This window comes from Rhodobaculum claviforme, assembly GCF_016653255.1.
Classification (GTDB): Bacteria; Pseudomonadota; Alphaproteobacteria; order Rhodobacterales; family Rhodobacteraceae; genus Rhodobaculum; species Rhodobaculum claviforme.
This window is the reverse complement of sequence record NZ_NHSD01000261.1, coordinates 1-11,312: the sequence shown is the minus strand read 5'-3', so window position 1 is coordinate 11,312 and position 11,312 is coordinate 1. Positions and strand designations below refer to the sequence as shown.

Annotated in this window: 10 protein-coding genes; 6 read left to right on the top strand and 4 right to left on the bottom strand. The window is 69.2% G+C overall.

From position 1 onward, the window contains the following. Positions 1–151: 151 nt before the first annotated feature. The 3 genes from uppS to pyrH all read right to left on the bottom strand — a co-directional run bounded on the left by uppS (position 152) and on the right by pyrH (position 2,365). Positions 152–889 carry a polyprenyl diphosphate synthase gene (gene uppS, locus CCR87_RS09810; protein ID WP_201157349.1) on the bottom strand — a complete coding sequence of 246 codons (738 nt, stop codon included), beginning with the start codon at positions 887–889 and terminating at the stop codon, positions 152–154. Between the two features lie 59 nt (positions 890–948). Beyond that, the gene (gene frr / locus CCR87_RS09805; protein ID WP_201157348.1) at positions 949–1,515 is read right to left on the bottom strand and encodes a ribosome recycling factor; all 567 of its coding nucleotides are present in this window, start codon (positions 1,513–1,515) and stop codon (positions 949–951) included. A 112-nt stretch (positions 1,516–1,627) separates the two neighbouring features. Next, entirely contained in the window at positions 1,628–2,365 is a 738-nt protein-coding gene (gene pyrH / locus CCR87_RS09800; RefSeq protein WP_201157347.1) for a UMP kinase, read from the bottom strand. 118 nt (positions 2,366–2,483) lie between these two features. On the opposite strand from pyrH, the gene miaA reads away from it, so the two are divergent. The 5 genes from miaA (at position 2,484) to CCR87_RS09775 (ending at position 9,727) form a co-directional block, all read left to right on the top strand. Next, positions 2,484–3,383: a tRNA (adenosine(37)-N6)-dimethylallyltransferase MiaA gene (miaA, locus tag CCR87_RS09795; protein WP_201157346.1), complete on the top strand. Its 900-nt coding sequence runs from the start codon at positions 2,484–2,486 to the stop codon at positions 3,381–3,383. Between the two features lie 165 nt (positions 3,384–3,548). Then, a complete protein-coding gene (locus tag CCR87_RS09790) occupies positions 3,549–5,186 on the top strand; it encodes an ABC transporter substrate-binding protein (RefSeq protein WP_201157345.1) in 1,638 nt (545 codons plus the stop codon). 52 nt (positions 5,187–5,238) lie between these two features. Beyond that, positions 5,239–6,324: an ABC transporter permease gene (locus CCR87_RS09785; RefSeq protein WP_201157344.1), complete on the top strand. Its 1,086-nt coding sequence runs from the start codon at positions 5,239–5,241 to the stop codon at positions 6,322–6,324. Between the two features lie 15 nt (positions 6,325–6,339). Further along, complete coding sequence (locus CCR87_RS09780; RefSeq protein ID WP_420850168.1) at positions 6,340–7,500, top strand: ABC transporter permease; 1,161 nt, start codon at positions 6,340–6,342, stop codon at positions 7,498–7,500. A 160-nt stretch (positions 7,501–7,660) separates the two neighbouring features. After that, the gene (locus CCR87_RS09775) at positions 7,661–9,727 is read left to right on the top strand and encodes a dipeptide ABC transporter ATP-binding protein (protein WP_201157342.1); all 2,067 of its coding nucleotides are present in this window, start codon (positions 7,661–7,663) and stop codon (positions 9,725–9,727) included. Positions 9,728–10,310: 583 nt separating this feature from the next. Here CCR87_RS09775 and hmuQ read toward each other — a convergent pair. After that, positions 10,311–10,655, bottom strand: a complete 345-nt coding sequence (gene hmuQ / locus CCR87_RS09770) for a heme-degrading protein HmuQ (protein ID WP_201157341.1) — start codon at positions 10,653–10,655, stop codon at positions 10,311–10,313. 83 nt (positions 10,656–10,738) lie between these two features. Here hmuQ and pth point away from each other — a divergent pair. Continuing rightward, the coding region (gene pth / locus CCR87_RS09765) for an aminoacyl-tRNA hydrolase (protein WP_201157340.1) at positions 10,739–11,312 on the top strand (574 nt) is incomplete at its 3' end.

Genomic DNA, 11,312 nt, shown 5'->3' with positions numbered 1-11,312 from the left:
CGCAGAACCTCCCAGGCGATGCCCGCGCCCACCAGCGCCAGCGTCAACCGCAGCCCCCAGCCGCCCAGCCACAGCGCGCCCAGCCCCACCGCCAGCATCGCCACCGCCGAGGCCACCCGCGGCATCAGGTCGGGAAAGCGCGCCGCGCCGCTCATGCCGGGACCGCGCCAAACCGGCGCTCGCGGCCGCGGAACCGCTCCAGCGCCTCGGCCAGATGCGCGGGGGTGAAGTCGGGCCAGAGCGTCGGGCAGAATTCGTACTCGGCATAGGCCGATTGCCACGGCAGGAAGTTCGAGATGCGCGTCTCGCCGCCGGTGCGGATCACCAGATCGGGGTCCGGCAGGTCGTGCGTGTCAAGCGCCCCCGCCAGCGTCGCCTCGTTCAGGTCGTCCAGCGCCAGATCCCCCTCGGCGACACGCGCGGCCAGCGTGCGCGCGGCGCGCAGGATCTCGTTGCGCCCGCCATAATTGACGGCGATCGTCAGGTGCAGCTGCCTGTTGGCATCGGTGCGCTGCTCGATCCAGCCCATCAGCAGCTGCAACTTCGCCTCCAGCGCGGTCCGGTCGCCGATGAAGCGGACGCGCACGCCTTCGCTGTGGAAGCGATCCGCCTCACGACGGATATACCGGGCCAGGATCGAGAACAGCCCCACCACCTCTTCGGTGGAGCGTTTCCAGTTCTCGGTCGAGAAGGCATAGAGCGTCAGATGCGTGACCCCCAGCGCGGGACAGGCCTCGGCCACCGCCTTGGCCCGCTCGGCGCCGAGGCGGTGGCCGAAGATCCGCGGCCGCCCGCGGTTGAGCGCCCAGCGACCATTGCCATCCATGATGATGGCCACATGCGTCCCCTGCGCCTGGTTCAGATCCCGTGCTGCCAAATGGGCCCCCATCTCGGTCGCCCCCCGCGGCGGGGCGGTCGCGGCCCGGCAAGGCGCGCGCATCGCCGTGCTCAGATCTGCATGATCTCGGCTTGCTTGGTTTCCAGAAGCTTGTCGATCGCGTCGATCTTGGCGTCGGTCAGGGTCTGGATCTCCTCGGACCACAGCTTGTGCTCGTCCTCGCTCATCCCGGCGGCCTTGGCACGCTTGAGCTGGTCCATGCCGTCGCGGCGCACGTTGCGCACCGACACGCGGGCGTGTTCGGCGTACTGCGCGGCCACGCGGGTCAGCTCGCGGCGGCGCTCCTCGTTGAGCTCGGGGATCGGCAGGCGGATGATCGGGCCATCCACCATCGGGTTGATCCCCAGACCGGATTCGCGGATCGCCTTTTCGACCTTGCTGATCATCGCGCGGTCCCAGACGTTGATCGTGACCATCCGAGGCTCGGGCACGTTGACGGTGCCCAACTGGTTGAGCGGTGTCATCTGCCCATAGGATTCGACCTGGATCGGCTCCAGAATCGTGGCCGAGGCCCGCCCCGTGCGCAGCGACGCGAATTCGGTGCGCAGCGCCCCGATCGCGCCATCCATGCGCCGTTCGATATCGTCGGTGTCGATGTCGTGGTTGTCGTCGGACATGATGCCCATCCCTGCCTGCCGTCTCGCGGGGGGGCAACGGCCCGCCCCGCACCGCCGTTGTCCTAGGACCTACGCGCGCGCTTGGAAAGCCCGCGCGGCCGGTCCCGACGCCTCATACCTGCACCCGCGTGAACCGACCCCGGCCTGCCAGGATGCCATCGAGTCCGTCGGCGTCGTCCAGGCTGAACACGATGATCGGCAGCCGGTTGTCGCGCGCAAGCGCGATGGCCGAGGCGTCCATCACCTTCAGGTTCTGCTGAAGGACATCGTCATAGGTCACTGTTTCGTAACGCTTGGCGTTCGGGTTGCCCACCGGGTCTGTGTCATAGACCCCGTCGACCTTGGTGCCCTTGAAGATCGCCTCGCAGGCCATCTCGCTGGCGCGCAGGACCGCCGCCGTATCGGTGGTGAAATACGGATTGCCGGTACCGGCGGCAAAGATGCACACCCGCTTTTTCTCCAGGTGGCGCACGGCGCGGCGGCGGATGTAGGGCTCGCAGATCTGGTCCATCGGGATCGCGCTGATGACGCGCGTGTGCACGCCCAGCCCCTCCAGCGAGGCCTGCATCGCCAGCGCGTTCATCACCGTCGCCAGCATCCCCATGTAGTCCGCCGTGGTCCGCTCCATCCCCTGCGCCGAGCCTTGCAGCCCGCGAAAGATGTTGCCGCCGCCGATCACCATGCACACCTCGACCCCGAGGGCATGGACCGCCTGCACCTGGCTGGCCACCCGCGCCACGGTCGGCGGATGCAGGCCGTAGCCCTGCGGCCCCATCAGCGCCTCGCCCGAGATCTTGAGCAGCACGCGGCGATAGGCCGGCGGCGTGCCCGGTGCGGTGGTGTTCTCCATGCGGTCCCCTGTGCATTCAGCCCGGCGCAGCGCCCCGCCCCCGGGCGGGGTTTCGCCCGCGGCAGGAATGTCGGAAAACGCCGTCGCGTTCAACCGCCAACCCCGCGAAAGGAGCACGATGGACATCCCGCGCGATCTTGCGGCCACGCTGGCGGCGGCGGCGGCCGGCCGGCCGGTGCTGATCGCCGGTCCCACCGCGGGCGGCAAATCCGCGCTGGCGCTGGCGCTGGCCGAACGGACGGGCGCCACCGTCGTGAATGCCGATGCGCTGCAGGTCTATGGCTGCTGGCGGGTGCTGACGGCGCGGCCCGGCCCGGCGGATCTGGCGCGTGCGCCGCACGCCCTCTATGGCCATCTGGCGCGCGATGCCGACTGGTCGGTGGGCCACTGGCTGCGGGCGGTCGCGCCGTATCTGCGGGCCCGCCCCGCGCCGGTGATCGTGGGCGGCACCGGGCTTTACTTCACCGCCCTGACCCGGGGCCTGGCCGAGATCCCGCCGATCCCCGCCCCCCTGCGCGCCGAGGCCGAGGCGCGGTTGCGGCGCGACGGGCTCGGGCCGCTGGTGGCCGCCCTCGACGCGGCGACGCGCGCGCGCATCGATACCGCCAACCCGGCCCGCGTCCTGCGCGCGTGGGAGGTGTGGCGCGCCACCGGCCGGGGGCTGGCCGACTGGCAGGCCGCAACGTCCGCACCGCTGCTGGCGCCCGACGCCGCGCTGCGGGTGGTGGTGCGGGTCGCGCCGGACGTCCTGGGGGCGCGGATCGATGCACGATTCGACGCGATGATGGCCGCCGGCGCGCTGGACGAGGTGCGCGCGGAGTTGCCACACTGGGACCCCGCGCGCCCTTCGGCGCGTGCGATCGGGGCACCGGAACTGGTGGCGCATCTGCGCGGCGCCGTCACGCTGCCGGAGGCGGTGGCCGCCGCCACGACCGCCACCCGACGCTATGCCAAGCGACAACGGACATGGCTGCGCAACCGGCTGGGCGACTGGCAGGCGGTCTCGCCGGAGGGCTGAGGGCGGGGGCCGTCGGGGCACACGGCTTGCAACCATGTCGGTTTTCGGCTTTTCATGTCGCAAAGCATCGATCGGGCCGCACCGGCGGCACCGCCCCGCGGGCACGCGCCCCGCCGCATCGGCCGGCCCATCCGGCCCGCGCGCCAGAGCAACGGAGACATCGCAATGACGAACACCACCCCGCACCCCGCCGCGCACCGCCTTGCAGCCGAGGTCGCGGACGGGCGGCTCGACCGGCGCGAGTTCCTCAGCCGCGCCACCGCGCTGGGCGTCGGCGCCACCGCCGCCTATGGGTTGCTCGGCCTGGCTGCGCCCGCCCACGCCACCGGGAGCCATTTCCCCGAGGGCCGTCCCGGAGGCACCCTGCGCGTCCAGATGAACCTGGTGTCGATGCGCGACCCCGCCGTGTTCGACTGGTCGGAGCTGGCGAATTTCTGCCGCGGCTGGCTGGAGTATCTGGTGGAGTACCAGCCCGACGGCACCCTCATCGGGCGTCTTCTGGAGGGCTGGGAGGTCAACGACGACGCCACCGAATACACCCTGCGCCTGCGCCGGGGCGTGAGCTGGAACAACGGGGACACCTTCATCGCCCAGGATGTGGTGCACAACTTCACCCGCTGGTGTGACGGCACCATCGAGGGCAACTCCATGGCCGGGCGCATGGCCACGCTGCGCGACGCGGCCACCGGACAGCTGCGCGAGGGCGCGCTGGAGGTGGTGGACGACCACACCGTGCGGCTGCACCTGTCCAGCCCGGACATCACCATCATCGCCTCGGTGGCGGATTACCCGGCGGCTGTGGTGCACCGCTCGTTCTCGGGGGGCGACCCGGTGGCCGCGCCGATCGGCACGGGCCCCTATCTGCCGGTCAGCTATGACACCGGGATTTCGGCCGTGCTGGTGCGCAACACCGACCACGACTGGTGGGGCGAGGGGGCGTACCTCGAGCGGATCGAGTTCGTGGACCTGGGCACCGACCCGTCCGCCTGGATCGCGGCCGCCGAGTCGGGCGAGATCGACATGGTCTACCAGACCACGGGCGACTTCGTGGACATCTTCGACGCCATCGGCATGGCGCGGTCCGAGGCGGTCACCGCCTCCACCATCACCGTGCGCTTCAACCAGGACAACGCGCCCTACGACAACGTCGCGGTCCGCCGTGCGCTGCAGATGGCCGTCGACAACGCCGTGGTGCTGGAACTGGGCTATAACGACGCCGGCGAAGTGGCTGAAAACCATCACGTCGCCCCCATCCACCCCGAGTACGCCGAGATGCCCCCCCAGGACGTCGACCCCGACCGCGCCGCCGCGATGATCGCGGACGCGGGGCTGGCCGACCATGAATTCGAGCTGATCTCGGTCGATGAGGCCTGGCAGTCCGCGACCTGCGACGCGGTCGCGGCGCAGGTGCGCGACGCGGGCATCAACGTGCGCCGCACCATCCTGCCGGGCGCGACCTTCTGGAACGACTGGACGGCGTACCCGTGGTCGGCCACCGAGTGGCTGATGCGCCCCCTGGGGGTGCAGACCCTCGCGCTGGCCTACCGCTCGGGCGAGGCGTGGAACGAATCCGCCTTTTCCAACGAGGAGTTCGACACCGTCCTGGGCCAGGCGTTGGCGATCGCGGATGCCGACGAACGCCGCACCCTGACCCTGCGGCTTCAGGAAATCATGCAGGAACAGGGTGTGATGATCCAGCCCTACTGGCGGTCGGTCTTTCGCCACGCCCGTCCCCATGTCATGAACGCCGAGATGCACCCCACCTTCGAGATGCACCTCTACAAGTACTGGCTGGACGCCTGATCCGCCCCGCCCCGCCCGCCCGTCCGCCGCAGCCCGGGAAGAGCAGCCAGACATGACCAGGTTCCTGATCCGGCGTGCGGGCACGCTGATGCTGACGGCGTTGGCGCTGACGTTCATCGTGTTCTACCTGACGAACATGGACGCGCGGCTGGAGACGCTGGCCAAGACCCAGGGCTCGGCGCGGATGTCCGACGCCGAGGTCACCAGCTGGCTTGCGCGCAACGGCTACGACCGCCCCCTGCTGGAGCGCTATGGCGAGTGGCTGGGCGTCGTGCCGGGCTGGGTGGACACGGACGCGGGCGGCGCCATGCGCGGGCGCTGCGTGGCACTGGTCGACACCGCCGCCGACGCGCCACGGTTCTGCGGCATCGCGCAGGGGTACTGGGGCCACTCCACCCGCTTCAACGAGGCCGTGGGCACCGTGATCGCCACGCGGCTGGGGGCCACGGGCTGGCTGATGCTGTGGGTGATGATCGTGATGGTGCCCTCGGCGCTGACGGTGGGGGTGCTGGCGGGCATGCGCGAGGGCTCGCGCACCGATCGGGTGCTGTCGACCGGCGCCATCGTCACCACGGCGACCCCCGAGTATGTGTCGGGGGTGATCTTCATCGCGGTGTTCGCCTCCTCCACCGTCGGCCTGTCGCCGCTGCTGCGCGAGTGGGGGTGGCTCGACAGCCCCGTGCTGTTCCAGGGCAACGCCCGCAGCGCGATGGACCAGATCACGGTGTGGAACTTTACCCTGCCGGTGATGACCATCGCGCTGTACGGCATGGGCTACATCGCGCGCATGACCCGGGCCTCCATGGCCGAGGTGATGACCCGGCAATACATCCGCACCGCGCGGCTGAAGGGGGCGTCCTTCGCCTCGATCGTGCTGAAACACGCCCTGCGCAACGCGCTCATCGCGCCGTTCACGGTCATCATGCTGCAATTCCCGTGGCTTCTGAACGGTGTGGTGATCGTGGAGGTACTGTTCTCCTATCCCGGCTTCGGCTGGACGCTGGTGGAGGCGGCGGGCAACAACGACATCGAGCTGCTGCTCGCCTGCGCCGTGGTGGCGGTGGTGGTGGTGTTGCTGACGCAGCTGATCTCGGACATCGGGTATGTCTGGCTCAACCCGCGCATCCGCATCGGCTGAGGGAGGGCCACCATGATCGAGGATCTGACATGGGGCGGGATCGCCGTGGGGGTTGCGGCGCGACTCCTGCCGGTGTGGGCCGCGATGGCGGTGATCTTCGCGGTCTCGATCGTGGCCCGACGGCGGCTGGGACTGTATGGCAAGCTGTTCGACAGCAAGGTCGGCATGATCGGCTTTGGCATCGTGCTGTTCTGGGTGCTGACGGCGCTGTTTGCCGACCTGATCGTCACCCACGACGCGCTGTCCCAGATCAGCCGCATGCGCAACGTGGCGCCCGGCACCGCGCTTCCCAGCCCTGACGGGCGCTATCCGCATTACCTGCTGGGCGGCGACAGCCTTGCGCGGGATGTCTTCAGCCGCATGGTGATGGGCGCGCGCGAGGTGCTGAAGATCGCCCCCGCCGCCACGCTGTTCGCCTTCATGATCGGCATCACGCTGGGCCTGCCGGCGGGTTATTTCGGGGGGCGGCTGGACACCGGGCTGACATTCCTCGCCAACCTCGTGCTGGCGTTCCCGGTGATCTTGCTGTTCTACCTGCTGGTCACGCCTGAGATCGTGCAGGCGGGCATCCCGACCGCGATGGCGGCCGTGCTGTTCCTGATGCCCATCGTGTTCCTGACGCTGCTTCTGAACGCGCGCTATTTCATGCAGCCGGTGCGGCGCGCGGTCTATATCGGGGCGGTGATGGTGGTGGGGCTGTGGATGTACGCGGGCCTTGCGTTCAACGCCGACCCGCTGGGGGTGTGGGGGATGTCGCCCAACCTTCTCAACGTGTTCGTGGCCGTGGTGTTCGTGAACACACCGACCGTGTTCCGCATCGTGCGCGGCCTGACGCTGGACATCCAGAGCCGCGATTATGTCGCCGCCGCCCAGACCCGCGGCGAGGGGTCGTGGTACATCATGCTGTGGGAGATCCTGCCGAATGCGCGCGGCCCGCTGATCGTGGATTTCTGCCTGCGCATCGGCTATACGACGATCCTTCTGGGCACGCTGGGGTTTTTCGGCCTCGGTGTCAGCCCCGAAAGCCCCGACTGGGGCTCGACCATCAACGACGGGCGCCGGTTGCTGACGGTCTATCCGCACGCGGCGCTGGTGCCCGCGCTGTCGTTGATGAGCCTCGTTCTCGGCCTCAACCTGCTGGCCGACGGGCTGCGCGAAGAAAGCCTGCGCGACTGATCGGCCCCCCTCAGACGATTCCGACCAGCAGCAGGATCACGACAAAGCTGAGCGGCACACCAAGGAGCCAGAGGATGATGGGCATGTTGAGTTCTCCTGTTCTGTTGACGCATCAACCGACGGGGGGCGTCGCGGTTCCCTGCGCGGGTCGGGGGGCCCCATGACCGCGCCCATTCTCGAAATCGAGAACCTGTCGATCTCGTTCTTCACGCGCACCCGTGAAATCCCTGCGGTGATGGAGTTCTCCTGTTCCATCCGCCCCGGCGAGGCGATGGGGCTGGTGGGCGAATCCGGCTGCGGCAAATCCACGGTCGCGCTGGGGGTGATGCGCGATCTGGGCGCGAACGGCCGCATCACCGGCGGCAGCATCCGCTTCAAGGGCCGCGATCTGGCCACCCTGTCCGACAGCGCGCTGCGCAGGATCCGCGGGTCCGAGATCGCGATGATCTATCAGGAGCCGATGGCGAGCCTCAATCCCGCCATGAAGATCGGCGCGCAACTGGCGGAAGTGCCGATGATTCATCGCGGCATGTCCAGGGCCGACGCCTGGGCGCGCGCCGCCCGGATGGTGGAGGACGTGCGCCTGCCCGACGCCGGGCGCATCCTCGACGCCTATCCCCACCAGCTTTCGGGCGGCCAGCAGCAGCGCATCGTCATCGCCATGGCGCTGATGGCCGAACCTGCGCTGCTGATCCTCGACGAGCCCACAACCGCGCTGGATGTCACGGTGGAGGCCGGCATCGTCGATCTGGTCAAGGATCTGGGGCGCAAATACGGCACCTCGATGCTGTTCATCTCCCACAACCTCGGCCTGATCCTGGAGACCTGCGACCGCATCACCGTGATGTACTCCGGCGAGGCGGTGGAGACCGGCGCGGTGCGCGAGGTGTTCCGCACCATGCGCCACCCCTACACCCAGGCGCTGTTCCGCTCCATCCCGCTGCCGGGCGCGGACAAGACCACCCGCCCGCTGGTGGCGATCCCCGGAAACTTCCCGCTGCCCGACGAACGCCCGCCGGGGTGCAACTTCGGCCCGCGCTGCGCGTACTTCGACGCCGGGCGCTGCGACGCGGCCGACGTCGCGATGGTCGACGTCCCCGGCGATCGCCACCAGAGCCGCTGCATCCGCACCCGCGAGATCGACTGGAGCACGCCCCCCGCCGCCCCCGTCGCCCACGAGAAGGTGGAGGTCGGCGAGCCCGTCCTTCAGATGCAGGACGTGCGCAAATACTACGAGGTCTCGGCCTCGCGACTGTTCGGCGGCGGCGACCCGCGCGTGGTCAAGGCCAACGAGACCCTGACCTTCGACGCCAACGAGGGCGAGACGCTGGCCATCGTCGGCGAATCGGGCTGCGGCAAGTCCACCTTCGCCAAGCTGCTGATGGGGCTGGAGACGGTCACCTCCGGCACCATCATGCTCTATGATCAGGACATCCACGACACGCCCGTGCAGAAGCGCAACACCGACACGGTCGCCAGTGTGCAGATGGTGTTCCAGAACCCCTTCGACACCCTCAACCCCTCGATGACCGTGGGCCGCCAGATCATCCGCGCGCTGGAGATCTTCGGCGAGGGGACCTCGGACGCCGATCGTCGCGCGCGCATGCTCACCCTGCTGGACCTGGTGAAGCTGCCGCGCGAGTTCGCGGACCGCATGCCGCGCCAGCTTTCGGGCGGGCAGAAGCAGCGCGTGGGCATCGCGCGCGCCTTTGCCGGGGGCGCCAAGGTGGTGGTGGCTGACGAGCCCGTCTCGGCGCTCGACGTCAGCGTGCAGGCCGCGGTAGCCGACCTGCTGATGGAGATCCAGCGCGAGAACCGCACCACGCTGCTGTTCATCAGCCACGATCTGGGCGTGGTGCGTTACCTCGCCGACCGGGTGCTGGTGATGTACCTCGGTCATGTGGTGGAGCTGGGCACCACCGACCAGGTGTTCCAGCCCCCCTACCACCCGTACACCGAGGCGCTGCTGTCGGCCGTGCCCATCGCCGACCCCCGCGTGGTGCGCAAGCGCATCGTGCTGGAGGGCGACATTCCGTCGGCCATGGACCCGCCGCCGGGCTGCCCGTTCCAGACCCGCTGCCACTGGAAATCCCGCGTCCCCGGCACCCTGTGCGAGACCGAGCTGCCGCCGTTGCGCAAGCTCGCCCCCGGGCATCAGGTCAAGTGCCACCTGTCGGCCGAGGAGCTTGCGACGATGGAGCCGGTGATCGCCCTGGCCGACGACTGAGCCCGGCGCCCGCCCCACCGGGCGCCGTCAGCCCGCCCGAAGGCGCGGCAGCGGCCAGCCCGCCGCCTGCAGCGGGATCACCCCCGCTCCCGTACCGGGCAGCCGCGCATCGGTGAACGGAGCCTCGGACAGGCCGGTGTCGCGCGCACTGGTGTCTGTCCGTCGGCCGCGTGGCGCGTCTGCCTCACGGTAAGGGCGGCCGTGGACACGCCAGAAGAACTCCCAAACACATCAGAGCTCTGCGCAGTGTTTCTGCTGTGGGAGATCGAGGCGCCGATGGTCTGGGTCGCCGCGGTCGTCCAGTGATCGCCCCCCCGCACACTGGGCATGGGTGCCGGTTTCGTCACAGGGACCGGGCAGGCCCGACCCGTTGATGGTGTTCGTCGTGGCATGGCTGGCGCTGACTTCGCTGCGCGCCGTCGCGGTGTCGGGAACGTCGCAGCCCCAGCCGTCCCGATGGCTGCCGCCGCGATCACGCCCGAAAACAGTGACGGCCTTCGACCCTCCGCCGTTCACTGGGACCAGACCACGAGAAGGGCGAGTCCACGCAACATCAGGGACGATCCTTTATGGTTCGACCGTGTCAGCCCTCGGCCACCTCCATCGTGACGCCATCCGCAGCGATGCCCTGAACGCTTTCGAACATCTCAAGCTCGGGCGCACCCAGATAGATGTCGGAATGTGCCCCCGCGCCCTTGTGCGCGGCGCGGAACGCCTCGGACCGGGTCCAGTCCTCGAACTCCGCGCGCGACCGCCACAGCGTGTGCGAGGCATATAGCGTGTGATCCGCCCGTTCCGCCCCCTTCATCAGGTGGAACGCCACGAAGCCCTTGACCTGCGTCAGGTGGCTGTCGCGGGACTTCCAGATCGCCTCGAACGCCGCCTCCTGCCCGCGCTTGACGTGAAAGCGGTTCATCGTCAGGTACATTGCCGTGCCTCCGGTTCCTGTGTCGCGACCCTTGGTCGGGCGGGGACGCGCCGAGGTCAAGTCACAGATGCAGGGGGCGGAACATGCGGCTGTTTGTCGGCCTTGGAAATCCCGGGGCGAAATATGCCCGCAACCGCCACAACATCGGCTTCATGGCGCTGGACACCATCGCCGGGGATCACGGATTCCCGCCCTGGCGTGGCCGGTTCCAGGGGATGCTGTCCGAGGGACGGCTGGGCGACGTGCGGGTGGCACTGCTCAAGCCGCAGACCTTCATGAACCTGTCGGGCCAGTCGGTGGGCGAAGCAATGCGCTACCTCAAGCTGACGCCCGCCGATGTTATTGTTTTCCATGACGAACTCGACCTGGCCCCCGGGAAATGCAGGGTAAAGGATGGCGGCGGGCATGCCGGTCACAACGGGTTGCGGTCGATCCATGCCCATATCGGGGCCGAGTACGGCCGCGTGCGCCTCGGCATCGGCCACCCCGGCCGCAAGGAGCTGGTCTCGGGCTATGTCCTGCATGATTTTGCCAAGGGGGACGGGGACTGGCTCGACGATCTGCTGCGCGGGATTTCGGACGGGGCCGCGGCGCTGGCGGCGGGCGACGCGGGCCGGTTCCAGAACGCCGTCGCCCTGCGCACCGCGCCCCCGCGCA

What these genes read in the sequence shown, in the direction of transcription:
- uppS (WP_201157349.1), bottom strand. Translation starts at nt 889, where the DNA reads ATGGGGGCCCATTTGGCAGCACGGGATCTGAACCAGGCGCAGGGGACG.
- frr (WP_201157348.1), bottom strand. Translation starts at nt 1,515, where the DNA reads ATGTCCGACGACAACCACGACATCGACACCGACGATATCGAACGGCGC.
- pyrH (WP_201157347.1), bottom strand. Translation starts at nt 2,365, where the DNA reads ATGGAGAACACCACCGCACCGGGCACGCCGCCGGCCTATCGCCGCGTG.
- miaA (WP_201157346.1), top strand. Translation starts at nt 2,484, where the DNA reads ATGGACATCCCGCGCGATCTTGCGGCCACGCTGGCGGCGGCGGCGGCC.
- CCR87_RS09790 (WP_201157345.1), top strand. Translation starts at nt 3,549, where the DNA reads ATGACGAACACCACCCCGCACCCCGCCGCGCACCGCCTTGCAGCCGAG.
- CCR87_RS09785 (WP_201157344.1), top strand. Translation starts at nt 5,239, where the DNA reads ATGACCAGGTTCCTGATCCGGCGTGCGGGCACGCTGATGCTGACGGCG.
- CCR87_RS09775 (WP_201157342.1), top strand. Translation starts at nt 7,661, where the DNA reads ATGACCGCGCCCATTCTCGAAATCGAGAACCTGTCGATCTCGTTCTTC.
- hmuQ (WP_201157341.1), bottom strand. Translation starts at nt 10,655, where the DNA reads ATGTACCTGACGATGAACCGCTTTCACGTCAAGCGCGGGCAGGAGGCG.